General features: G+C 34.8%; 23 protein-coding genes and 1 pseudogene. 23 read left to right on the top strand and 1 reads right to left on the bottom strand.

Features of this window, described 5'->3' with window-relative positions; genetic code table 11:
• Positions 1 to 68 precede the first annotated feature (68 nt).
• The gene (locus SPD48_RS12355) at positions 69 to 1,115 is read left to right on the top strand and encodes an aldose epimerase family protein (protein ID WP_336258431.1); all 1,047 of its coding nucleotides are present in this window, start codon (positions 69 to 71) and stop codon (positions 1,113 to 1,115) included.
• Positions 1,116 to 1,479: 364 nt separating this feature from the next.
• Here SPD48_RS12355 and SPD48_RS12350 read toward each other — a convergent pair whose 3' ends face one another.
• Positions 1,480 to 1,983, bottom strand: a complete 504-nt coding sequence (locus tag SPD48_RS12350; RefSeq protein ID WP_336258430.1) for a hypothetical protein — start codon at positions 1,981 to 1,983, stop codon at positions 1,480 to 1,482.
• Positions 1,984 to 3,075: 1,092 nt separating this feature from the next.
• Here SPD48_RS12350 and SPD48_RS12345 point away from each other — a divergent pair.
• The 22 genes and pseudogenes from SPD48_RS12345 (at position 3,076) to SPD48_RS12240 (ending at position 25,258) form a co-directional block, all read left to right on the top strand.
• Positions 3,076 to 3,855: an IclR family transcriptional regulator gene (locus SPD48_RS12345; RefSeq protein ID WP_336258429.1), complete on the top strand. Its 780-nt coding sequence runs from the start codon at positions 3,076 to 3,078 to the stop codon at positions 3,853 to 3,855.
• A gap of 40 nt (positions 3,856 to 3,895) precedes the next feature.
• Positions 3,896 to 4,924, top strand: coding sequence for an ABC transporter ATP-binding protein (locus SPD48_RS12340; RefSeq protein WP_336258428.1), 1,029 nt, complete (start codon positions 3,896 to 3,898; stop codon positions 4,922 to 4,924).
• Positions 4,914 to 5,972 carry an ABC transporter ATP-binding protein gene (locus SPD48_RS12335; RefSeq protein WP_336258427.1) on the top strand — a complete coding sequence of 353 codons (1,059 nt, stop codon included), beginning with the start codon at positions 4,914 to 4,916 and terminating at the stop codon, positions 5,970 to 5,972. Before SPD48_RS12340 ends, SPD48_RS12335 begins: the two co-directional genes overlap by 11 nt.
• A 168-nt stretch (positions 5,973 to 6,140) precedes the next feature.
• The gene (locus SPD48_RS12330) at positions 6,141 to 7,364 is read left to right on the top strand and encodes a dipeptidase (protein ID WP_336258426.1); all 1,224 of its coding nucleotides are present in this window, start codon (positions 6,141 to 6,143) and stop codon (positions 7,362 to 7,364) included.
• A 22-nt stretch (positions 7,365 to 7,386) separates the two neighbouring features.
• Positions 7,387 to 9,015 carry an ABC transporter substrate-binding protein gene (locus SPD48_RS12325; RefSeq protein WP_336258425.1) on the top strand — a complete coding sequence of 543 codons (1,629 nt, stop codon included), beginning with the start codon at positions 7,387 to 7,389 and terminating at the stop codon, positions 9,013 to 9,015.
• 62 nt (positions 9,016 to 9,077) lie between these two features.
• The gene (locus tag SPD48_RS12320; protein WP_336258424.1) at positions 9,078 to 10,025 is read left to right on the top strand and encodes an ABC transporter permease; all 948 of its coding nucleotides are present in this window, start codon (positions 9,078 to 9,080) and stop codon (positions 10,023 to 10,025) included.
• A gap of 18 nt (positions 10,026 to 10,043) precedes the next feature.
• Positions 10,044 to 10,931 (top strand): ABC transporter permease, encoded by an 888-nt coding sequence (locus tag SPD48_RS12315; protein ID WP_336258423.1) that lies wholly within the window; start codon positions 10,044 to 10,046, stop codon positions 10,929 to 10,931.
• Between the two features lie 21 nt (positions 10,932 to 10,952).
• Positions 10,953 to 11,780, top strand: coding sequence for an alpha/beta fold hydrolase (locus tag SPD48_RS12310; RefSeq protein WP_336258422.1), 828 nt, complete (start codon positions 10,953 to 10,955; stop codon positions 11,778 to 11,780).
• A gap of 426 nt (positions 11,781 to 12,206) precedes the next feature.
• Positions 12,207 to 13,220, top strand: coding sequence for a tripartite tricarboxylate transporter substrate binding protein (locus SPD48_RS12305; RefSeq protein WP_336258421.1), 1,014 nt, complete (start codon positions 12,207 to 12,209; stop codon positions 13,218 to 13,220).
• 98 nt (positions 13,221 to 13,318) lie between these two features.
• Positions 13,319 to 13,819, top strand: coding sequence for a tripartite tricarboxylate transporter TctB family protein (locus SPD48_RS12300; protein ID WP_336258420.1), 501 nt, complete (start codon positions 13,319 to 13,321; stop codon positions 13,817 to 13,819).
• Positions 13,820 to 15,319, top strand: a complete 1,500-nt coding sequence (locus SPD48_RS12295; protein WP_336258419.1) for a tripartite tricarboxylate transporter permease — start codon at positions 13,820 to 13,822, stop codon at positions 15,317 to 15,319.
• A gap of 33 nt (positions 15,320 to 15,352) precedes the next feature.
• Positions 15,353 to 15,871 carry an AbrB family transcriptional regulator gene (locus SPD48_RS12290; RefSeq protein ID WP_336258418.1) on the top strand — a complete coding sequence of 173 codons (519 nt, stop codon included), beginning with the start codon at positions 15,353 to 15,355 and terminating at the stop codon, positions 15,869 to 15,871.
• The gene (locus SPD48_RS12285) at positions 15,858 to 16,352 is read left to right on the top strand and encodes an AbrB family transcriptional regulator (RefSeq protein WP_336258417.1); all 495 of its coding nucleotides are present in this window, start codon (positions 15,858 to 15,860) and stop codon (positions 16,350 to 16,352) included. The genes SPD48_RS12290 and SPD48_RS12285 overlap by 14 nt, the downstream gene beginning before the upstream one ends.
• Positions 16,353 to 16,371: 19 nt before the next feature.
• Positions 16,372 to 17,520, top strand: coding sequence for a PrpF domain-containing protein (locus tag SPD48_RS12280; RefSeq protein WP_336258416.1), 1,149 nt, complete (start codon positions 16,372 to 16,374; stop codon positions 17,518 to 17,520).
• A 22-nt stretch (positions 17,521 to 17,542) separates the two neighbouring features.
• Entirely contained in the window at positions 17,543 to 18,448 is a 906-nt protein-coding gene (gene prpB / locus SPD48_RS12275) for a methylisocitrate lyase (protein ID WP_336258415.1), read from the top strand.
• A gap of 52 nt (positions 18,449 to 18,500) precedes the next feature.
• Positions 18,501 to 19,184, top strand: coding sequence for a GntR family transcriptional regulator (locus SPD48_RS12270; protein WP_336258414.1), 684 nt, complete (start codon positions 18,501 to 18,503; stop codon positions 19,182 to 19,184).
• Between the two features lie 451 nt (positions 19,185 to 19,635).
• Entirely contained in the window at positions 19,636 to 20,298 is a 663-nt protein-coding gene (locus SPD48_RS12265; RefSeq protein ID WP_336258413.1) for a GntR family transcriptional regulator, read from the top strand.
• An 18-nt stretch (positions 20,299 to 20,316) separates the two neighbouring features.
• Positions 20,317 to 21,342, top strand: a complete 1,026-nt coding sequence (locus SPD48_RS12260) for a TRAP transporter substrate-binding protein (protein WP_336258412.1) — start codon at positions 20,317 to 20,319, stop codon at positions 21,340 to 21,342.
• An 11-nt stretch (positions 21,343 to 21,353) separates the two neighbouring features.
• Positions 21,354 to 21,851 (top strand): TRAP transporter small permease, encoded by a 498-nt coding sequence (locus SPD48_RS12255; RefSeq protein ID WP_336258411.1) that lies wholly within the window; start codon positions 21,354 to 21,356, stop codon positions 21,849 to 21,851.
• Positions 21,848 to 23,125 (top strand): TRAP transporter large permease, encoded by a 1,278-nt coding sequence (locus tag SPD48_RS12250; protein ID WP_336258410.1) that lies wholly within the window; start codon positions 21,848 to 21,850, stop codon positions 23,123 to 23,125. The genes SPD48_RS12255 and SPD48_RS12250 overlap by 4 nt, the downstream gene beginning before the upstream one ends.
• A gap of 87 nt (positions 23,126 to 23,212) precedes the next feature.
• Positions 23,213 to 24,220 (top strand): proline racemase family protein, encoded by a 1,008-nt coding sequence (locus tag SPD48_RS12245; protein WP_336258409.1) that lies wholly within the window; start codon positions 23,213 to 23,215, stop codon positions 24,218 to 24,220.
• 71 nt (positions 24,221 to 24,291) lie between these two features.
• Positions 24,292 to 25,258, top strand: a pseudogene (locus SPD48_RS12240) (proline dehydrogenase family protein).
• Positions 25,259 to 25,977: the final 719 nt, after the last annotated feature.

Genomic DNA, 25,977 nt, shown 5'->3' with positions numbered 1-25,977 from the left:
GAGGACATAAATGGAGCAACAGCATTTAAACGATTTATTCATACATTATAAAAGTGAGCAGATAAACGATGTTGAAAATAACAAAAGAAAAAATTAATAATAAATGGTATGAATTCACATTAAATAGTCATTCTATGAGTGTCAGTTTTTTAAATTTTGGAGGTATCATTACAAAAATCTTGGCGCCCGATAAATATGGTAATAAAGAGAACATTGTATTATGCTACCAGGACTATGCTCATTATGAAACAAACCCACTATATTTAGGTGCAATTATTGGACGAGTTGCTGGAAGAATTAAGAATGCTACCATCCAAATTCAGAACACGGAATATGAGTTAGATCAAAATGAAAGTTGCCATCATTTACATGGTGGTAAAAAAGGATTTCACAATGTTTTATGGGATTTTAACACTTTTCAAGGGGAAGACGGAATTGGGGTAACATTAACGTATACGAGTCCAGATGGAGAAAGTGGTTATCCAGGAAATGTGAACGTAAAGGTTACATACCTATTAACAATAAATAATGAATTTTTAATTGAGTACGAGGCAACAACAGACAAGGAAACCGTCTTAACACTTACTAACCATTCTTATTTTAATCTAAGTGGAGATTTAAAAAAATTAGTTTTGGATCATGAAGTTACAATTGATAGTAGTAGGATCCTCAAATTAGATAAAGACTTAATCCCCTTTGATATAGTAGAGGATGTTAGTGAAACTGAATTTGATTTTAGAAGAGGTCGATTATTACAAGAGGGGTTTGTATCAAATAATGAACAAAACCAGTTGGTAGGATGTGGGTATGACCATTATTTTTTATTTGATCAGCAAGCTGCAAATAAAGTAATAGTAGCTGATAATGAAAGTGGAAGAATTATGAAAATAAAAACAAATCAACCAGGAATGGTAATGTATACAGCTAATACGATGCAAGAAGGTATCATGTTAAATAATCTAAAATCAAAGAAATATTTAGGTGTTTGTTTTGAAACACAAGCTTCTCCGGCTTCTTTATGGTTAAATGATTTACCTTCCATTACTTTATTAACAAATGAAACATATAAAAAACAAACGATATTTTCATTTGATGTGATAGAGAAGAAAAAATAATTTATAATGACCGAAATTAGAAATGCTTTTTCTGATTTCGGTCATATTTATTAATTATATTGGCTCAAATAGATCTAAATACTTAAGATATTGCACCTAATAGAGTTGCATCGTCACCGTACACGACTACTTTTGTCTTCATAGCATTATTTGTTAATCTAAGGCTTTTAAGGGATTGCCATGTTGATTTCACAAGTATTTTCATAAAGCCAGTGTATCTAGTATCGTTTTCTACTTTAACTGCAAGGACAAATTTTTTTCCAATACTTCTTTCTTAAGTATATTACTTAGCTAGCAGTTGTATTTTTCTCTAGTTTATTCTTCATGTAAGAAAATTAAAAGCAATGCCACTTCCTTCTCTCATTTAATGAAATTTTACAATAGTAGCTGCAAATAATGCTTCAATAAGATTCCAAACTGAATACAGTGTTGTGTCTTTGTTTAGTTCGATATCTCCAATCCAAAGCAAATTAGACGTCCTGTCTTCAGATTGTTTTACAATGTACCCAAATTCATTCAAATCGTAATAAATCTTTTCCCAATTTTCTTTTGGAATCCCCTTAGCATTAAATTTTAATTCATAAAAAGGGAATAATGATTTTTGCTTTGTTCGAAGATATTTATGAAAACCGTATTGGATTGTAGTCTTTTGGGTCCCTTTACCAATGTCCAATACTATGAATCTTGATTTTTCATCTAAAAATGTTGCTTTAGGGTTGCCTCTATAGCCAATTGTTCCTAAATAAAGTTCACATGGAATTGGTATTTCATCATTTTTGAGATATAACATGTAATCTATAATATACCCTTGCCAAGATCTATCTTTTGTTTTTATTATCCATCGTGGCCCCATTTCCGGCTTTCTCATAACCCTAACATTTTTGTTGAATAACTTTCGATTGAACTCTAGATTTAAAATAATATCTCTGAATCTATCCGCTATTATTTGATTATCTTCTTTGTTCTCACTAAATTCTTAACTTGCATCTTTTGACTTAAAGAATTGATAAGAGGTGTATGGTACTCCAAATGGTTAAGTAGCGTTTAAATAATCATGGAAACTATGCATTTTTATTTCTTTGGCTTTTTTATCCAATTTCTTTTCAAAAAAATTTGGTCAAATAATTCTCTATTATTTTCTTGCAAATACGTATATAAGTCATTAATACTTATTTTTTTCCATTCAATGTTACGTTGCTTGCATAGTAACCGGATTGAAGTAGAAACCGATTGTCCAATTATCATGTCTCTATTTTTACCTTTTTTGATTTTATTAATCCTTTGAATGTAGTCTTCGATCTGCTCTTACTTGTTCTTTAGTAACAACGCATTTTTTTAGCTCAACTAATAAAAGGTGATCATTTGCATCTTTAAACAGTTCTACGATTCTCTAATTGCCCTTGCCTTTCTAATAAAGTAAGTTCATCTTCAATCAATTCCGGATGTATAACTAAAATGTCTTCTGATTTCCTTTTCCGATAAAATATACATATGGATAATTCCTCTCGTATAATTATTTCTTATGAAGTCATAAATATATCTATGAAACATACACAACGTTTTTAATGGATATTTATATAATAGGAGAGGGATCTCGTTAGGATTAAAAGTCACTTTTACCCTCTTTTTTGAGTTAAAATGTACGCTGCCCAATATTAGATCTCCTTTGTAAAATACACCTTCAAGTAGATTCGGCCATGCTAATTTTTAGTCTTTAACTAAGTGTAAACGATTCACTCAAACGGTAAGAAGAATCAACGCCCTTTTCGCCCCTCTTTTCCCCTATTTATCCTAAAAATTTCAAATTTACTATTGTAGAAAGAATTATAAGAAAATAAAAGTTTAATAGTACTATTGAAACATTTTTTAAATAGTGGTATTATAAAAACAATTTTAAACTAATATTTAAAGCGGTGGTTCGATTATCGAACCAAAAATGCGAGCGAGGTTGTGCTATGATGTGAGTTCAAAAATGGTTATTAAAGCGTTGAGTTTGCTAGATGCATTCACTGTTGAAAATCCTTCATGGGGATTGAGAGATCTTTCTAGGGAGGTAGGCCTTAGTCATACCGTTGTTCATCGTCTTCTCAAGTCGTTTGTAGAGAGCGGATATATTTTCCAAAATCCAGAAACGAAAAAATATGAGCTAGGGATAAAGTTTATTGAATTAAGTAATGTGGTTGAAGAAAAACTTCAAATCTATGATTGGATTAATCCAATTTTAGAGAAAGTAGGTAGTGAAACAGGAGAAAGTGTAGTCTTAACGATTTTAGATAACAATGAGGGTGCATTCGTGAAAATCGTCGAGAGTGGGAAGAGTATAAAATTCGGCGAATCGGTCGGTAGAAGATCCCCACTGTATGTAGGAGCGTCACATAAAGTGATTCTCGCTCATTTACCCCAAGAAGTTCAAGATACAATCATTGACCAAGGACTAGAAAAACAGTCTGAATACATTGGTTCTAGAGAGTCGTTTTCAGAAAAGTTGCAACATATAAAAAATAAAGGTTGGTTTTACACTGCTGGAGAAACATACAATGATGTGGCTGCCATTTCGATTCCTTTATTTGATCGAAAGGAGTATGTGCTAGGTTCTTTATCTGTAGCAGGTCCAGCTTTTCGGCTCACCGAGGAACATGCGATAAAGATGTTACCTATTTTGAAAGAAAGTCAGAGAGAAATTAACAAAATTTTTAGTAAGGTTATTTTTCCTTCAAGACGAGATCATCTAATCAATTAAAATAGCGTTTTTTGATTATGAAAGAGAGGAGGGGACTAATTTGGATAACATACTTGAAGTCCACAACCTTGTTACCGCATATCAAGGTAAAAAGGGATATATTAAAGCTGTTGATGGTGTTTCTTTTGATGTCAAGCGCGGTGAAACAATTTGTATTGTTGGAGAGTCTGGAAGTGGGAAAAGTGTTACTTCTATGAGTATTATGCGTTTGGTAGAGTTTGAGAATGGAGAAATCTTAGACGGTGAAATTCGGTATAATCAGGAAAATCTCTTACATAAGAGCGATGAAGAAATGCGACAGATACGAGGATCAGAGATTTCAATGATTTTCCAGGAACCTTTAACAGCTTTAAATCCAGTTTTTACGATTGGGAAACAAGTTACGGAAGCAATTCTTTTTCATCATAAAATGAGTAAAAAGAAAGCAATGGAACGTGCAGAAGAACTCGTTCGTTTGGTAGGAATTTCCGATCCGGCTGCACGATTAAAACAGTATCCTCACGAACTGTCTGGCGGTATGAGGCAAAGGATAATGATCGCAATTGCTTTAGCATCAGAGCCAAAACTACTTATAGCAGATGAACCGACGACGGCATTAGATGTTACGATCGAAGCTCAGATACTAGAACTTTTGAGAACCTTACGAAGAGAGAGAAATATGTCCATCATGTTAATTACTCATGATATTGGTGTTGCTGCAGAAATGGCTGATCAAATTATTATTATGTATGCAGGTAAAATAATGGAAATTGCACCTACGAAAGATTTATTTGATCAACCTTTGCATCCATACTCTTTTGGGTTATTGGAATCCGTACCAAAGATGGATGGGGAGAGGGGTGTTCCTTTAACGTCTATTAATGGTTCTATTCCAAGTTTACATGACGTTCCAAAAGGTTGTCGCTTTGCTCCGCGTTGTCCATTTGCAACAGAGAAGTGTCATCAAGAGGAACCTCCTATGGAAGTTAAAGGTAATCGACAAGTAGCCTGTTGGCATGTGGATCACCTGCTTGAGCAAAACTTACTTCAAAATAATAGTCAGAAAGGAGGAGTGACAGTTGACGAATAAGCAACAGGATGAGGCGGAAATTCTCCTACGAATAGAAAGTTTAAAAAAACATTTCCCGATAAAAGGAAGCGGATTGTTTAGTCGCGAAAAGAAGGTCGTTAAAGCCGTTGATGGTATTTCCTTTGAGATTTATAAAGGGGAAACGTTAGGGCTTGTCGGTGAATCGGGATGTGGAAAATCGACATTAGGCAGGAATATTTTACGGTTACAAGAACCGACTGAAGGAAAAGTGTATTTCCGAGATGAAAATATTTTGACGTATAAAGAACAAGAGCTAAGGAAATTGCGAAAAGAAATACAGATTATTTATCAAGACCCATTTGGTTCATTGAATCCACGTTTCACTATTGGTCAGATTATAAGTGAAATGTATGATATTCATGGTGTTGCTAAAGGGGCTGAGAAGGAAAGAAAAGTAAAGGAAATGCTTGAACTTGTTGGACTTGATCCAAATCGATATCATAGCTATCCTCATGAGTTCTCAGGTGGGCAGCGCCAAAGAGTTGGGATTGCTAGAGCTCTTGCATTAAACCCCGAATTTGTTGTGGCGGATGAACCTGTATCAGCTTTAGATGTATCTGTTCAGTCACAAGTCATTAACTTACTGATGAAGTTAAAAGAGGATTTAGGCTTGACGATGTTATTTATTGCTCATGGACTAAATGTTGTAAGGCATATTTCTGACCGCGTTGGTGTGATGTACTTAGGGAATTTGGTCGAACTTTCGGAAACGGATAATATTTTCAATCATCCTGCCCATCCATATACGGCTGCCTTACTATCGACAGTTCCCGAAGCAGATCCTTATTTGAGAAAAGAGCGGATTGTGTTAAAAGGAGAAGTTCCTTCACCTGCTAACCCACCGTCCGGATGTCGATTCAGGACGAGATGCCCGATTGCGACAGAACGTTGTAAGAGTGAGGTTCCAGCATTTACCGAAGTGCGTGATAATCATTTAGTCGCTTGTCACTATCCATTAAAAAAGGGACAAACATTAAAGCAAGCAATCGCAGAAAGAGCAATGGAAGAACAGGTTGTACAAGCCTGAATAGAATTAAAACGATTTTTGATCGTTGCTGCACATGGTTATCTATGAAAGCTGTACATGCGTGTTTAATAATTTTTAAGACAAGGAGAAAAAGTTTTTCTATTAAATGTCAGAATATTTAATTAGAAAATACTATTCTTGTTCAAATATAAAAAGGGAGTTTTTAACATGTCTGAAACAACATCAAGAGGAAACAAAAAGAAGTATGATGGTTACAAATCTTTTCAATACTTGGAGCCAGGTGTTGATTTTAAAGAGTACAAATTGTCCAAAGAGAATGACCGCGTAGAACCATATATTTATGAAGTTACAGCGGATGAAGAAGAGAAAGTACAAAAGATTCTTGAAGAAGATCTTATGATTTCTATGCATGAGCATACGTTTATTCTTCCAGAAGATTTAAATGAGTTCTTTGAATTTAGAAGACAAGGCCGTGATAGTACAGGTTATGAGGCACTAAGTCAATCTGGTTTAGACGTTATTTTTGAAAACTTCATGGATGGTACAGCAATGGTTACTTCTCAAGCTGGCTGGAAATGGAGCGACGTTATCCATGATCTAGGTATCAGGTTTAGTGATATTGCCCATCAAGATATGGTTATTAAAGCAGAGCGTATATCTGACTTATACCGAGCAAAAGAAGAAGGGAAAATTGCTTTTGTTGGTGCATTAGAATCTGCAACAATGATTGAAAATGAGCTGGACCGTTTAGATGTGTTATACGGATTTGGTATTCGTACAATGGGAGTTGTATACTCTGAAGCAAACCAATTAGGATCTGGTTTAAGAGAACCAAGTGATGGTGGTTTAACCGTTTTTGGTAAACAAGCAGTTCAACGTATGAATAAACTTGGAATCACAGTAGACGTATCTCATGCGAGTGATAAAACGTCTTTAGATACGATTGAAGTAAGTGATAAGCCTGTAACTATTAATCATTCTGGCGCACGTGCACTTTGGGACTCTAGAAGGTTAAAGCCGGACGATGTTCTAAAAGCATGTGCTGAAAAAGGCGGAGTTATTGGGATTGAAGCAGCTCCACATACGACGATTACTAAAAATAACCCTGTTCATAACATTGAATCATTTATGGAACATTTTGAGTATGTTGCAAATTATGCTGGAATTGATCATGTTGCCTTTGGTCCAGACACATTATTCGGTGATCATGTAGGTATTCATGATTTATTATCTGGAGCGCTCTCCATTAAAAGTGCTCACGGAAAAAACAGTTTTCCAAAGGTAGATTATGTTAAAGGATTAGAGAATCCTGCTGAATGTTTCCCTAATATTGTTCGTTGGTTAGTTAAAAAGGGTTACAGTCGTGAAGATATTCAAAAAGTAACTGGTGGAAATATAATGCGTGTTCTAAAAGAAACGTGGGTAAAATAACAGCTGAGAGGAAAGTTGAATAATGAAACCTTTTAAATGGTTAAGCATCATGATTTTTTCTTTAGTTCTTCTTGTAGGATGTTCCTACGGAGGGGATAAATCTTCCGAAAAGGAAGGGCAAGGTGAAGCAAATAACTCTGAAAGTAGTCCGCAAGAAGGTGGAAAAGTATCGATTCCAATTGTTGCAGACCCAACATTTAATCCATGGCATCCAAACGCTTTTGCGGAATCCAATCTTATTAACCGTGTTCTGTTTTCAGGATTAACGAAACCAGGTAAAGATTTATTACCTGCTCCTGACTTAGCAACGGATTGGGAAACATCACAGGATGGATTAGAATGGACATTTAACTTAAGAGATGACGTTCTCTGGCATGATGGTGAAAAGTTTACAGCAGAAGATGTCGTATATACGTTTAATGAAATAACGTTAAATAAAGAGTTGGGAGCTAATAATGCTTCATATTTTAAAGATGTAAAAGAAGTAGAGTTAGTGGATGAATATACGGTTAAGTTTTTATTAGAAAGTCCTGTAGCGGCATTACCTGCTTATTTAGGTTTTAATACAGAAATTATGCCAAAACATATTTTTGAAGGCAAAGATCCTTGGGAATTAACATCTTTTAATAAAGAATCACCAATTGGAACAGGTGCCTTTAAATTAAAAAAATATACTTCAGGACAAAGTGTTGTTCTAGAGCGAAATGATGACTACTACGGTGATAAGGCACTTTTAGATGAAGTAGAATACAAGGTTCTTCCAGATGCGAATACGCATATTGCTCAAATTTTAAGTGGTGAATTATCGATCTTTTCTTTAGATGATCTGGCTTCCATTGATCGGATCGAGGCAGCAGATAATGTAGAAGTATATGCAAGAGATACAACACGTTTCTTCTGGTTGATTTTGAATCAAGAAATTGAGGAGTTCCAAGATAAGACACTTCGTCAAGCTATCCTTCACTCAATCGATCGTCAAAATATCATTGATACGGTTCTGAAAGGGTATGGAACAATTGCTGATGCGGGAATTGCTCCTGCTTTACAAGAGTATTATACAGATGATGTGAAAAGATATGATTACGACCCTGAAAAGGCGAAAGAATTACTTGCTGAAGCGGGTTGGACAGACTCGGATGGAGACGGCATCGTTGATAAAGATGGGGAACCACTTGCAATTGATTTTTCAATCGGAATTCAGGGTGATTTAGAGGCTGTTGCACAGATGGTTCAACAGTATCTAGTGGAAGTAGGCATCGATGTTAAGTTAAATACACTAGAATGGAATACGATGATCCAAGATGTCGTAGTCGATCGCAACTATGAAATGACATTAAATTGGTGGAGATACCCTGCTGATCCAGACTTGACTGCTTATATGCATTCGGAAAATGTGAAAGGAAATAACATTCCGGGTTACCAAAATAAAGAGTTGGACGAGTTACTTGATGCAGGTGCCCAAGTGGCTGATATAGAAGAACGGAAAGAGATTTATAAGGAAACTCAAGAATTAATGGCTGAAGAACTTCCATATCTATTTTTATGGTATCCACAAGAAGCTCAAGTTCGTATAAATGAGCTTAAAGGGGTTCCTGAGCTAGCTTTTGGTGATGCACTTCACTATATAAATGAATGGTATATTGAAAAATAAAACAAATGGAAGTGTGCTCATGTAGCACACTTTTATTCCTAAAAAGAGAGGGGGAGAATGATATGCTTAAATTTCTACTCAATCGATTGGGACAGAGTATAATCTTATTACTTCTCGTTACGATTATCACTTTCTTCCTCGTCAATTTAGCTCCGGGTGGACCTTCGAGTGTAATGAGGATGGATGCAAGTCCTGAGGAGCGTCAAGCGATGATTGAAAATTTAGGGCTCGATCAACCCGTTATGGTGCGATATGTTGATTGGCTGAAAAATGCGCTTCAAGGTGATCTAGGTGTATCGTTTACATCCAGCGAGCCAGTTTTACAAAGAATTGCAGAACGGCTTCCATATACAATTGAATTGACTATGTTTACGATTATTATTTCCGTTATTGTTGGTATCTTTTTTGGCGTATTATCTGCAATAAAGAGAGGAAAAGCGCAAGACCATGTCATTAATTTCGTCAGTGTTATTGGCTTATCTGTTCCAGCATTCTGGTTAGCACTAATGCTTATTCTACTCTTCTCGGTAAAGCTTGGATGGCTGCCGTCATCTGGAGTTGGGGCACGAGGAGAGGATTTTGATTTATGGGGCTGGATTTCTCATTTAATTTTACCAGTTCTTATTTTAACAACGACCGTTTTACCGAATATTGTGAGATTTACGAGATCCTCTATGCTTGAAGTTATTACACAAAACTATATTCGGACAGCAAGAGCAAAAGGAGCAAAGGAAGCAATTGTCTTATATGTTCACGCTCTTAGGAATGCATTAATCCCTGTTGTTACTATTATCGGTATGTTAATTCCACGACTTTTAAGTGGGGCGGTTATTATTGAATCTATTTTTGGATGGACGGGGATTGGAACGTTAATCATTGAAGCTGCTAAAGGGAGAGATTACCCGCTTATCATGGGCGTAACAGTCGTTATTACTATTGTTGTAGTTGTATGTAACTTAATTGTAGATTTACTATATTCTCGAATAGATCCTCGAGTGAAGAACGTTTAAGGTAGGAGGTGGAATAGGATGGAAGCGACTAAAAGTACAAAAATAATAAATTCGGGATCTTCAAAAAAGAAGCGATTTACATTGTTAAAGCAATTACGAGAAAATAGGGTAGCTTATTTTTCGTTATGGTTTTTGATCGTGATTCATGCCATTGTCTTTCTAGGTCCATTCGTTTGGACAGTAAATCCCGATAATTTACAGAAAGCTGGAGCATTAGCAAGCTGGTCCTTCCAGCATCCATTTGGTACGGATGATCTTGGTCGAGATGTTTTTTCGCGAATGCTACACGGGGGTAGAGTAACTTTATTAGTTGGGTTAGGATCCATGCTGTTCTCATTAATTATTGGTACGACGATCGGTGCGTGTGCAGGATTTTTCCGTGGTGTTATTGAAGCTGTTTTAATGAGAATTACTGAAGCAATGATGGCTATACCTACCTTTTTCTTTGTTCTCGTGGCATTGACAGTTCTTGGAACAAGTCCAGTCATGGTTATTGTCGTGATCGCTTTATCAGGTTGGATGGAAATTGCCAGGGTTGTTTATGGAGAAACATTGAAATGGAAAGAATACGAATTTGTTGAAGCAGCGAATGCATCAGGTGCCACTTCTTTTCGAACATTAACAAAATATATTATTCCGCAAATTGTTCCTTCTATTATTGTATCGGGAACATTGACGATAGCAGCAGCGATTTTAACAGAAAGTGCTATTAGTTATTTAGGGTTAGGCATACAACCACCAACTGCGACTTGGGGGAATATGTTACAAAATTCACAACAATATATATGGACGGCCCCGGTTCTAGGTGTATTACCAGGAATCGCTATTACACTTGTTGTGCTTACGTATAATTTCCTTGGGGATGGTTTACGAGATGTACTTGATCCTAGATATGTAAAAAAGTAAATCAATAGGAGGAAGAAAATCATGTTTATAACAATAAATGATAATAAACTTTATTATGAAATACATGGGAATCTGGACGGAGAAACAATATTCTTTATTCATGGTGCTCCTGGTTTAGGTGATTGTAGAGGAGATATTGGTGCTTTTTCTGCACTTGGTGACACATATCGTCTCGTATTTTTGGACATGCGTGGCTCTGGACGTTCAGAAGGAAATGAGCCTTTTACCCATGAACAGTGGACAGCCGACATTGAAGAATTGCGTAAACAGTTAGTGGGCGAACCTATTAAAATATTGGGTGGATCATACGGAGGCTTTTTAACACTTGAATACGCTATTCGATATCCGAATAGTGTGACACATGTATTGTTACGTGATACAGCAGCAAATAGTGAATTTGATCATTTATCTGTTGATGAGGCATTGAAAAGTAACCTGGAAGGTATAACGGAGGATGGCATTCGCCGACTTTTCGATGGTAAAGTTCGGTCAAATGAAGACCTAAAGGAATTATTTACAGCTATTCAACCACTTTACACGGTTGAATATGATGAAGAAGCAGTAAAGAAGCGTCTTGATGAAATTTATTATCGTTATGAAACTCATAATTATGCTTTTCGCTATAACAAACCTAACTTTGATTTAGTACCGAATTTACCTAATATTAAAGTCCCAACGCTTGTTACTGTTGGTCGACATGACTGGGTAACACCGGTTGTTTGTTCAGAACTAATTGCTAGTAAAATACCGAATTCAAAACTAGTTATTTTCGAAAATAGTGGACATTCTCCACAGCAAGAAGAAAATGAAGCATATTTAAAACTAGTTCGGGATTTCTTGAATAATTAATAGAATCTTTGTAGAGAAAAGTCCACTATTACTGTGAGTATCTGCATTCATATTTAATTATATTGAATCTTTGAATTTACTTACCATGCTATAGAGTGTAATGACCATATACAAACAGCTTATGAAAATTAACAAGACGCTAATAATAAGGAAACAATATTTCAACATAGATCTATTATTCCCCCCCAGAAGTTAGAGTGAAAAATCTACTTTTGGGGTGTTTTTGTTTGGCAAATTTATTGGTTGTATAAGATTGCTTTTTATCTAGATTAATAATTAACTCAAATATAATTTGTTTAATTGTATACAATTAAACAAATTATATGCTATAATGCTAAACATAAAGAATCTTTATAATTATTTATCTTTAGGAGGGAAAGAATTTTAAAACATGAAACCGTTTTCAAAAAGTTAGGAGGATTTGTTATGGGAAAGATGAAATCATTTCAATTAATTATGGTTGCTGTAGTATTTACTTTTATATTAGCGGCTTGCTCATCAAGTGATGGCAATGCAAATGAAGAGAGTGGAGACGCGAAGAAATGGCCTCATAAAAATACAACTTTAATTCTACCATTTGATGCTGGTGGAAGTTTGGATAGTATGATGCGAGTAATTGCAAAAGAAATGGAGAAAGAGTTAGATACATCTATTAAGATTGATAATCGTCCAGGAGCTGCAACTCAGGTCGGTACAACTCAATTTTTAAATGAGAAAGATGATGGTTCTGTTATATTCGGTGGTACTCAGTTATATTTGAGTGCAAGTATTTTATTGCAAGATGCAGATTATGATATTGATGATTTTGCAATGGTGAATATCGAACAATTCGATCCAATAACTATCACTGTACATAAGAATTCTCCGTATGAATCATTTGAAGACTTGATTGAGGATGCAAAAGCAAATCCAGGAAAGATTAGTTATTCGACTGTACATGGTGGTCCTTTACATTTAACAGGTGTATTGCTTGAAGAAAAGTTAGATACAACATTTAAGCCTGTTTTTTATGATGGTGGCGGAGAAATGCGTAATGCGCTTTTGGGAGAACATGTGGATTTTATGATAGGAAATGCGCTTGGTGATAATGCTATTGCTGATAACGCTCGGGTGTTGGCTTTAGCTTCTGAAGAAAAGATGGATTTATGGCCAGATGCAGAACCAATCAATGATGTGTTAGCCAAATATGAAGCGGAAGTTCCTCTAGTTGGCTCTGTTCGCTTTTTAGCTACTCATGCTACCTTTAAAGAGGATCACCCAGAGTTATTTGAAATGCTTGCGAATGCTTATGAAAAAGTTTTCGAGAGTGAAGAATATCAAGATTATATTAAAGAAAATAATGCTGAAGAAGTGAGCGCTTATCGTGGACCCGAGGAAAGCGATGAATTAAATCAATCATTACATGATTTGTTAGATGAATATAAAGATAAATTGGAATAAAAATTAGAATACACTAATCTCTTAGAGGGTCATGGCTGTATTTTTGAAGTCATGACCTTAAACCGAAATGTTTATACTATGTTGCAAGGAGGATCTATGTGGGAAAATTGCGTAACATTTTAACACCTTTTGTTCATAGAATAATAGTTGCTACAAGTATTTTAATATTTACTTTATTATATCTGTTTGAAATTAGCTCTTTAAAAAACGCTCAGGATAAGTTGTTAGTTAATCCTGTTATTTGGATTATTTTCTTACTGTATCCAATCATTATTTGGCAGGAATGGCGAGAAAAGAGAAAAAAAGAAACAACACATGAGGCTACAAATGAAGCTGAATCGGAAGCTTCTTCAAGGCTAAGTAAAAAAGTTTTTCTCTTTATGATATCGACATTACTTTATTTAGTATTAATGAATTATATAGGATTTATTATTTCAACGATAGCTTTTATGCCATTCTTGATGTGGGTTTTAGGTACATCATCGAAAAAGATATTAATTATATTACCTATTGCTACAACAGTGGTGTTATATCTTCTATTCAATAATTTGTTGGGAATTCCACTCCCTCAAGGAATTATCTTACAGGGGGTTTTATAAATGATAGATTGGCAGTCTTTATTTGATGGAATTATATTATTTATGAATTGGTTTAATATTTTACTAATTATTCTAGGTTTATTTCTTGGAGTAGTATTAGGGGCAATTCCTGGCTTAACAGGATCTCTAGGTATTGCATTAATGTTACCAGTTACGTTCACGATGGACCCTCTCCCGGCTTTTGTATTTTTAATTGCTATTTATACAGGTGGACTATTTGGAGGTGCCATTACTGCAGTTCTTATTAATACCCCGGGTTCTCCTGCTGCTGTTGCAACAACTTTAGATGGTTATCCAATGACACAAAAAGGGCAATCTGGAAAAGCGTTAGGACTTGCGGTGGGGTCTTCAACTATTGGAGGACTTATTGGGGCTTTAGTACTTTTACTCATTATTCAACCTTTGGCTACATTTGCCTTAAAATTTGGTCCGACAGAAATGTTTATTGTAGCCTTGTTTGGGTTAACTATTATTTCTTCTGTTCAAGAAGGTGGGTTTATCAAGTCAATTTTTGCAGGTTTATTTGGTGTCTTATTAGGTACGATTGGTATGACGGACACTGGTGCAATGCGAGGAACTTTTGGTAATGTTTATTTGCTTGATGGGATACCTATGATTCCGGCTTTAATAGGATTATTTGCAGTATCCGAGCTTTTCTTTTTGGCGGATAAACAATTTGTTGCAAAAAACACATCCGAACAAAGTTATATGTCTGAAATCTTAAACGGGATAAAAAGAGTTTTTAAATATCCGTTTAATATTATACGTTCAAGTGCTATTGGTGTATTTGTTGGAGCGTTACCAGCTGCGGGATCAACAATTGCCAGCTTGCTTAGTTACAATGAAGCGAAACGTTTTTCCAAGAAGAAAGAAATGTTCGGAAAAGGTAATGAAGAGGGGATTGTAGCTGCAGAAACTTCAAATAACGCTTCAGAAGGTGGAGCATTAGCGACTATGTTGGTGTTAGGTATTCCTGGAAGCGCATCTACTGCCATGTTGCTTGGTGCGATTATTATGCAGGGATGGGTGCCGGGGCCGCGCCTATTTATTGATCAGAGCACAATTCTTTACGGGGTAATTTTTTCAATGTTTGTCGGCTTGTTATTTCTCATATTAGTTGGTGGAGTTGTTTCGTTGGGAGCAGGACATGTAATCAATATTCCGACACGAATCTTGGTGCCTATTATTGTAATTTTTGCTTTAATTGGTGCGTTTGCAACTCGTAATTTATTATTCGATGCAATTCTTGTTTTTATTTTTGGAATCATTGGATGGTATTTACGTAGAAATAAATATCCTATTATCGCGGTAGTACTCGGACTCATTTTAGGTCCAATCGCAGATAAAGAACTTTTAAAAAGTGTTCAACTTCATGGAAGTGAAACATTAATGGCTTTCTTTACTAGGCCTGTAAGTCTTGTATTGATTATTATTACTGTTTTAGGCGTACTTCTTCCTATTATTATGGAAAGAGTGAACAAGAAGAAAACAGCATCCTAATGGATATGATTATGAAATACTAGGGTGAACCAATTGACGCACACAATACTTTTTTTAACTTTTGCATATATAGGTGGAACGCTTGGAATAAGACTTAAGCTTCCAGCTGGTGCACTGCTTGGATCTATGTTATTTGTAGGGATTTTCACCATGACTGATATTGTAGAATTTACCAATGTTTCTCCTGTTATAAGGCCAGCTGCACAGGTTGCATTAGGGGCGATGATAGGATTAATGTTTACAAAAGAAATTCTAATGCTTCCTTTAAAACAAATCTTTGGCCTTATTATTTTAGGGTTAGGCAGTGTTTTGTCAGCGGTTTTTATAGCACTCTTGTTTAATTGGGTGGGGGTGTTTCCATTCATTACCGGAGTAATTGCGGTTGCTCCAGGGGGGATTGCTGAAATGCTCACTTTGGCGGATTCCCTGGATGTCAATACTCAAACTGTAGTTATGATGCATATTATTCGGTTTGTAACGATCATGCTGATTTTGAAATGGTTGCTAAATATGATAAAAAGCAAGGGGAAATCAAAACATGATACAGTTTAAAAATATGATCAAGGTGATATCCCTATCAATTACCGGAGCAATTGCCGGATATATTTTAAAGCTGCCGATGGGGATACTTGTCGGTAGTTTCCTTGTGATTGCTATAGCAAAAATTAGTGGCTTAGCGGTTCCACCGTTACAAAGAAGATATAAACAAAAGATTCAAATGGTAATCGGAGGTTTAGTAGGACTGAATTTACAGCCCGATGTTGCAGCATTGTTCCTGAAACTGATTGTTCCAGGTTTAATTGCAACGATAGGGCATATTTTATTTGCTTTCTTATTAGCCAAATTGTTTACGAAACTATTAGGTTTTAACTGGCTGACTGCAATCACTGGAAGTATTCCCGCCGGTATGAGTGAAATATCCAATCTAGTTGATGAAATAGAGGTGGATGAACAAATTGTAATGCTCATGCATCTATTTCGGGTTTCTCTTATCATCCTTATATTGCCGGTGTTCATCAAAATTTTACTTTGATCAAGAGAGGAGTATAGAGTTGGAACAATTAAAAGTACCTTGTGTTGTTTACAGAGGTGGAACTAGTCGTGGTCTATTTTTTCATGAAAAGGATTTGCCAAAAGATCAATCGCTACGAGAAAGAATATTTTTAAAAGGAATTGGGGCAGAAGACGCATCACACGTAAATGGCTTAGGAGGAGGAACATCTCATACAAGTAAAGTAGTCATCATAAATAAAAGTTCACGACCAGAAATGGATGTTGACTATACATTTGTTCAGTTAGGTATAGGGAGTGATGTCGTGGACTTTGAGGGAACGTGTGGTAATCTAATGGCTGCCGTGGGCGCTTTTGCGGTTGATGAAGGCTTAGTTAGTGTATTTAATGAAGATAAATTCACTAAAGTAAATGTATGGAATACAAACATAGATAAAATGTTGCAAATAAAAGTCCCATTGGATAAGGGGATGGCAAAGGTAATTGGTGACTATAGCATGGCGGGGGTGAAGGATACAGGAGCAAAAATTTCAATCGATGTTAAAAATCCTGGTGGTGGAAAAACTGGACAAACATTGCCACTTAATGCGAAGTCGACTTTAACAATCGGAGAGATTAATTTTGATTATTCATTTACGGATATTGTGAATCCTTTCGTATATGTGAAGGCAGAGGATCTTGCTTTAACGGGGAAAGAACCAAATGAGGAGATTTTAAAACGTCCAACTATAGTAAGCACGCTGGAAAAAATTCGTGAACAAGTTGCAGTAAAAAGTGGCTTGGCTCCCAATATTGAGGAAGCAAGAAACAAGTATGTCGCTTTGCCAAAAGTTTCTTTTGTAAGTGAACCGAAGGATTATAGGACATCAACTAGCGAATTGATTAAAAAAGAGGATTATGACATTTTAGCTCGAATGACCTCTGTGAAAAAATTACACCGAACCTTTGCTGTTAGTGGGTTGCTTAATTTGGCTGGAGCATGTCTGTTAAAAGGGACGATTCCAAATGAGATCTCTGGGCTTTCGTCTACGGAGGGAGAACAAATAATTAGAATAGGACATCCGGAAGGTATAGCGACGATTCGGGTAAAGAAAAGTCCTAATAAACAAGAAATTGAGTATGTTGGTCTTGATCGAACTGCTCGAAGGATAATGGCGGGGGATTTATATACCCCTTTATCATCTTTATAAGAAATTAATAGGAGTGAAGTAAATGAGTTGGTTAGTTAGAGAAACATTTGAAGATCCAATTAAAGTGATGAGAAAACAATTAAAAGAAAAAGGAATTATCAAAATTCCCGGTGCACATGATGCGATGGCTGCATTACTTGCTCAAAAAGCAGGTTTTACCTCTATCTACCTTTCCGGAGCAGCACTTACGGCTAGTCTAGGTATGCCAGATCTTGGGGTTCTAACTTTAACAGAGCTTTCCAATCGTACAAGGGAAATAGTACGTGCCACAGGAATGCCTTTACTCGTGGATGTGGATACTGGTTATGGCAGCATTCTGAATGTAACAAGGACTGTTTATGAGATGGTAGATGCCGGTGCCGCAGCCATTCAAATGGAGGATCAAGAACTTCCTAAAAAATGTGGCCATTTAAATGGAAAAAAGCTTGTGACTAAAGAAGAGATGGTACAAAAAATTACTGCTGCACGTAAAGCTGACTCTAATCTTATTATTGTAGCAAGAACAGATGCATTTGCAATGGAGGGGTTAGATAAGGCGATAGAAAGGGCGAAAGCATATTATGAAGCTGGAGCTGATGTAATATTTCCAGAAGCACTTCAAACAAAAGAGGATTTTAGAAGTTTTTCTGCTGCAGTACAATTTCCTCTCTTAGCAAATATGACGGAATTTGGAAGGACACCGATGTTTACAGCAGACCAATTTGAAGAGATGGGTTATAAAATAGTAATCTATCCAGTAACATCGTTACGAATTGCATCGAAGGCTGTTGAATCGTTATATAAAGAATTATATAAAACTGGTACTCAATCAGAACTTTTAGGGAAAATGCAGACAAGACAAGAACTATATGATACTCTTTTATATGAGGAGTATGAAGGTTTAGATGATTCAATTGCAAAAACTAATATGGATGAACTTATTAAATAAGATATCCCGTTATTAATATCAAAGAAAACAGGATGTTAAAGGCGGTAATCAAATGAAAAATGAAAATAAAAGATTGTCAACAATAGATATTATTTATGAAACGATTAAACAAAATATAATTGAACTAAAATTTGAACCAAATCAACATCTAGTTGAATCAACACTAGCAACCAAATTGGGAGTAAGTAGAACTCCATTACGTCATGCGTTATATCGGCTGGAATTAGAAGGCTTATTAATAAAAAGATCGAATGGCAGGATTATTGTTTCACCTATGTCAATTCAAGAAGCTAAAGAATTATTTTTAGTAAGAGAAGTTATTGAGGGTTTAATTGCTCGTGAAGCAACATTAAATATTGCCAGTTCTGAAGATTTTAGTTCAATTATAAATAGATTAGAAGACATTGTATTTCTGATGAGAAAATCAGCTGAAACAAACCGTCAAGAGGATGTTGTTTCTTACGGAAGTAATTTCCATAATAAATTGAAAAAGTATAGTAATAACATTACCGCCGTTAACATGTTAGAGCAAATTAATAACCGTGTTGCAAGGTATAGACGCCTAGGTGCCTATAAAGATCCAAAATATGCTTCTATTATTCCAGTAGAGGAACATGAAGAAGTGTTAAAACATATTAAATCCAAAGATGAAGCATCTGCTGAAACGGCCATGCGCAACCATATTGTACGAAGTTTAAAAAGTACAATTGCAGCAATATCTTATCTCTCATTTTGATTCAGAAATTATATTCAGATATTGCAAAAACAATAAGACCTAAAACAAAAAGCGTTGATGGAAAGAATGAGATTATAAATAGTATAAAGACTATTAAAATGAATTGCTTACGGATAATGTGGACCAGCCCACGGAAATGGAGAACCCCTATAATAAAGATACACTGGAACATAGTGACTCTATTATTATAGGGGTGTTTTTTAATAGAACATGGAACCTGAATAAGAGTAAATGAGAAAGTGTATTAGGAGACATGTCATTATTATGGGTGATAGATGGACAGAAACTCTATGTTATTTAGTTAGATTAATGCATTATTAAAAAATTTAAAATATTCTATTGACACTGGGATACAGTATCCCTTATAATACAAAACATGAAATGAAAGTAATTGAAGTCTGAATATTTAATCTGGGATACAATATGTCAGTGATCAAGGAGGTCATAGAAAATGGAAAAAATAAAGCCCATATCTATACGAGAAACTACTTTTTTAAAGTTAAGACAAGCTATTTTAGATGGTTTTTATAAACCTGGTGAAAAATTAATTGAAAGTAAATTAGCAGAAATGTTTGGAGTTAGTAGAACGCCAATAAGAGAAGCACTTCATAGATTAGAAAGTGAAGATCTTGTAAAAATACATCCAAGAAAATATTGTGAAGTAATTGGAATTACTAAAGATAGCATAAGAGAAATTAATCTAATTAGACAACAATTGGAACCTTTAGCGGGAAAGATAGCAGCTGAGAAAATAACGGATGATCAGTTAGATTATTTGGAAAAGTTGTTAGATTTAGCGGAATTCCATCATTCCAAAAAAGATAGTGAGAATTTAATCAAGGTACATGATGAGTTTCATAAAAGAATTATAAATGCATCTGAAATGAAAAAACTAATTAACATATTAGAAAATATTCATGATTATATCGTTTCTTTTAGAAAGTCATTTCTCACAAGAGAAAATCTTGTTGAAAGATCATTGAGTGAACATAGAGAGATATATCATGCATTAAGAGAGAGAGATAGTCATAGAGTTTATGAAATTTATAGTCGCCACCTTAGTGGTATTGCTGAATACGAAAATGTAGTTTTAGATGATTTAAATCAAAGTTAATTTTAAGGAGGAATAAAATTGAAAAAAGTTAAAGCGCTTTCATTGTGTATTGTTTCTTTGGCGTTTTTAACGGGATTATTCGCTTGTTCTTCAAACGCGAATAACGAAGAGGGCAGTAATAGTTCATCAATAACATTAAGTTTTGCCTATGAATTACCGACTGACCATCCATGGGGAAAAGGAGCGGAAGAATTTAAAAAGATTGTGGAAGAAGAAACAAATGGTGAAATAACAATAGAAATTCATGGTGCCGGTTCTCTTGCTAGTTCAGGTAGGGAAATTCAAGAAAGCGTTAAGGTTGGGACAATCGATATAGGAATTTCTTCTACTCCCATGTCTCAAATGAATCCATATGTTGATATATTTTCATTACCATATATTTTTAATGATAGAGAGTCCGCATGGGAAATTATAGATAGTGAAATTGGTGATCAAGTTGGCGATAAATTAGAAGAAAATAACATAAAGCACCTAGCATACTGGGAAGACGGTTTTAGACAAGTTACAAATAGTAAACATCAAATCAAAAGTCCTAAAGATTTTAAAGGGTTACGTATTAGGGTACCAGAAAGTGATTTAAGAATTGAAACATTTAAAGCGCTAGGAGCAAGTCCTTTACCTATGTCTTGGTCAGAAGTATTTACAGCACTTCAACAAGGAACAATCGATGGTCAAGAAAATCCATTATCTGTTGTAGACAGCTCTTCCTTTTATGATGTACAGGAGTTCTTGACTGTAACTAACCATGTCTATTCACCGGCTACACTTTTTATTAACTTAGATAAATGGAACTCATTAACAAAGGAACAACAAGAGATTATTGAAAAAGCAAGTTATGTAGGAAGAGATTTAAATAGGGAATTAAACGAAGAACAGGATAAAGCTTTAATTAAAGAATTAGAAGAAAAGGGTATGGATGTCCATGTAATTGAAGATGTTTCAGAGTTTAGAGAACTTACTAAAAATGTTTGGGATATTGTAATAGACGAATTGGATGAAGATGCAAGAGATATCGTAGATCAAATTATTGAGCAACAGGAGTAAGGATGGATGATATGAGATGGATAAATAAAATCTATTTTGTTATAAAGTACGTAAATATAACCGTGCTGTTCACTATGTTCTTCGTGTTAATGTTGCAAGTAATTACAAGAAAATTTTTAGACAATCCTTTATCTTGGCCGGAGGAAATTTCATTAATTACAATGATCTGGATCAGTTTCTTTGGTGCTTATCAATGTACGGTAGAGAATGTTCATTTAAAGATGGATATTCTGTCAAATAAATTATCTGAAAAGGGTAAACAAATACTTAAAGTAGTTAGTAACTTCTTTGTGTTAGGATTTTTAATTATGGTTGTTTATTGGGCATACCCATTTATTTTACAATCTGGCTCCTTAGCAATGCCAGTATCAGGACTACCTATGTGGGTACCTTATGGGATAATTTGGATCAGCTGTATGTTAATGACGATTGAGATCATAAGACAAATAATTGGTGGCTTCAAACAATTATTTTCTACCCATAGTCATGACGGGGGTGCTCAATTATGATAGCGCTTTTAATGTTAATCGTTATATTGATACTACTTGCAATTGGAGTACCTATTGCTTTTACATTAGGAATAACGGCAATCTTTTTCTTAATTGTGTTTGTAGATATACCTTTAACTTTTATTCTTCAACAGCTTTATTTAGGAACTAGTAGTTTTCCTATGCTTGCAATCCCACTATTTATATTAGCAGGGTCCCTCATGAATCAAGGAGGAATCTCACGTAGATTAATCAATCTTGCTCTATCATTGGTAGGTATGATTAGAGGTGGACTTGCTATGGTGAATGTAATAGCCTCAGTGTTCTTTGGTGCAATTACAGGTACAGCGGCAGGAGCAAGTGCAGCTGTTGGACAGATTATGATTCCAGCTATGAAAGAGAAAGGATATTCACCTAGTTTCTCGGCTGCTGTTACATCGGCTGGATCTTCTTTAGGTATAATCATACCTCCAAGCGTTCCGATGATTTTATATGGTTCTATATCTGGCATTTCCGTAGCAAGTTTGTTTTTGACAGGAATTCCATTTGGTATACTAATTGCCTTTGGTTATTTAATTGTAGTTTATTTGATTTCAGTTAAAAAGGATTATCATTTTGTTGAACAACCTTTCTCTTTTAAGGAATTAATAAAAACATTAATTGATGCAATTCCTGCTCTCATGTTGCCCATCGTTATTATGGGTGGAATTTTAACAGGGATTACAACGCCGACAGAGTCAGCAGCTGTAGCAGTATTTGTTGGAATTGTAGCAGGAATTTTATATAAAGAATTAACATGGTCTGGATTTATTGAAGCTTTGAATGACAGTGTTAAAAATACAGCATTAGTTATGTTTATTGTTGCGACAGCAAAGATATTAGGTTACTCCTTTTCAGTTTTAGGGATAGGTAAACAAGTGACAGAACCTATGATGCAGTATTCTGATAGTCCGATAATCCTTATGTTAATTGCTAGTTTGATCTTGTTTATAGGTGGTTTTATCTTTGATGGTACTGTTATGGTACTTGTAATAGTTCCACTATTTTTACCATTAGTTGATGCCACAGCGATTGATCCATTACAGTTTGCCATGGTTGTAATTATTGTATGGGCAATTGGGCAGCAAACCCCACCAGTTGCTAGTGGATTATATATTACAACTGCAATTGCTAAAGTAAGTATGTTGCAGGTCAGTCGATATAATATTTGGTTTATTTTTGTTTTAATAATAGCTTTATTTTTAACTATTTTCCTACCTGACCTTGTTTTATATATACCAAGATTAATAACTTGATATCTTGGCTTTAGAGGGGGTGGTTCATTATAAAATGTTATTGGTAAATAATTTGGAAAATTCGCATAATAAAAGGAGAGAATTATAATGATTTTTAATCGAGCTGTACAAACAATTGAAACACACACATTTGGTGAACCAACACGGATTATTAATGGTGGACTTTTAAAATTAGAGGGAGAAACTGTTGCAGAAAAAAGAGATTATATGGCAGAGCATTATGAATGGTTAAGAAATAGTTTAATCCGTGAACCAAGAGGGCATAGAGACATGTTTGGTGCAGTATTATTACCTTCAAATAAAGAGGGAGTAGATTTTGGAGTAATCTATATGGATAATGATAACTTTTTAAATATGTGTGGTCATGCAACAATCGGTGTATCTACTGCTATTGTAGAAATGGGATTAGTAGAAGTAACTGAACCGCAGACAAAATTAGTGTTGGAAACACCAGCTGGCCTCGTTTATCCTACTGTTAATATTGAAAATGGTAGAGTTGAATCTGTTAGCTTTAAAAACGTACCTGGATTCTTGGAGAAAAGAGATTTAGTAGTAGATGCTGGAGAACTAGGAGAGGTTACAGTAGATATTAGCTTCGGTGGTAATTATTTTGCTTGGGTTGACATTGAACAGCTTGGGGAAAAAATAGATCCTTCCAATGGAACTAGATTAAAAGAGTTAGCTTCAATTATTAAAAAGCATGTAAATGAACAATATAAAGTGCAACATCCGACTAAGCCATTTATTGATTATATCGATATTGTTACATTCCATGGTCCACCTACTATTCCAAATGCAACGTATAAAAATGTTCATATTTTTAGTAATAAACAAGCAGATCGTTCTCCTGGTGGTACAGGCACTACGGCAATGGTAGCAAGAATGGTTGGTAGAGAAGAGTTAGCAATTGGTGAAGAAATAGTTTGTGAAGGGTTCGTAGGAGGAACATTTACTGGTAAAGCGTTAGAGGAAACGAAGTTAGGTGATGTTGATGCTGTAATAACAGAAATTACTGGTTCAGCGTTTATCACTGGTTTTCAAACGATTCTTGTTGATCCGAATGATCCGTTTAAACATGGATTTATTGTAGATTAATTATTGGGAGAGGAAATTAAACGTTTCCTCTTTTTATTTTTATTGTGAATTCAAAAGTCGGAGGTATCTTTATGAACAATGGTGTTAGAGATTTATTTATTTGTTTATCAAAAAATAAAATATTAAATCAGGGTGCTAAGCGATGGGGGTTACGTGTTGGGGCCCAACATGTAGTTGCTGGGACGAATATTGAAGAAATGATCCAAAGTGTCAAAAAACTAAATGTAACAGGTATCTCCTGCACAATCGACAATTTAGGAGAGTTTATTAAGAACAGGGAAGAGGCCGTGGAGGCAAAAGAACAAATCATTGATGTCATTGACGCAATTAAAGATCACGGAGTGGATGCTCATATCTCGTTAAAACCTTCGCAACTTGGGTTAGATATAGATTATACATTCTGTTTAAATAATATTCGAGAGATTATTGAGAAAGCAAGTCAACTAAATCTATTTGTAAATATTGATATGGAAGATTATGAACGTTTAGATGCTTCATTTACTATCGTTGAAGAATTGTCGCAAAAATATGATAATATAGGAACCGTTATTCAAGCTTACTTTTTTAGAGCGAAGGAAGATATTAAAAGATGGAAGAACTTGCGGTTACGAATCGTAAAGGGTGCATATAAGGAGTCAGAAGAAGTAGCGTATCAGAAAAAGGACGAAATTGATAATAACTGAATGGAATTTATTAAATGGTAAATTTACTTCAATTGCTACACATGACCATAGAATTATTGAGAAAGTAAGACAATTCGTAGAAACGAACGATATACCTAAAGATAGATTTGAATTTCAAATGCTTTATGGTTTCAGAGAGGGTATGCAAAATCAATTGGTAAGTGAAGGTTATCATTTTTGCACGTACGTTCCTTTTGGACAAGATTGGTATGGTTATTTTATGCGTAGATTAGCTGAGAGACCACAAAACCTTAATCTTGTAGTTAAACAAGTATTTAATAAAAAGACAAATACAATTATTGGTCTTGCAGTAGCTTCCTTTATATTAGGGAGACTGTCGAAACGAAGAAGATAAAGTAGGTTTTAAGAATCTATATAGGTGATGATACTTAAGGGCCTATTATTTAGTTGAAATAACTAAGAGAGTACTGGTTTTCGATTTCTAAATTTTCCCTTTAACTTTTGCAATTTTTTGCAGCTAGTTAGTCAATTCATTTCTTTCATTCCTCAATCGCGATTTCTTCTCTAATATATATTTTAGTTAATAAAATAGGTAAATGAGTATCGATTTCCTAATGTAGTGATCGAACCGGAGGATGATATTCCTTTCTAGCCAATTTCAGAGCAGTTGTACTATGAAGCTGAACTAAGTTTTTTAGTAAGAAAGTATGTAAAAGTTGGATAAAAAAGACGCATTTATTTATGTAACGGTTATGGAACGACATGTAAACATATAGTAATTATTATCGACGTGGGCAAGTAGTACGTCGATAAATTTTTGGAAAATTAATGGTGTTCTGTCATATGCTGAGATGATTTAGAAGAAAAATGTTTGTTATTGTTAAGCTGCAATCACTTAAATTTGCTTGTGTGGTTTTCAACTGTTTTATGTTAAATATAAAATAGAAAATATTCCAAAAGAAAATAGAAAAGTCATCTTTGAAAAGTACTGTTTTCTTTTGAATTACTGTTTTTATATTTATTAAATTATTTGTATTGTTAAAATAATCTTTCTTTTTTATTTTTTTCTGATATAATGACTTAAAGCAGACATAAACAAAGATAAAAACAATA

The sequence above is a fragment of the Pseudogracilibacillus sp. SE30717A genome, assembly GCF_037071985.1.
Classification (GTDB): Bacteria; Bacillota; Bacilli; order Bacillales; family Amphibacillaceae; genus Pseudogracilibacillus.
The sequence above is the reverse complement of the archived record's forward strand: the minus strand, read 5'-3'. Positions and strand labels throughout refer to the sequence as shown.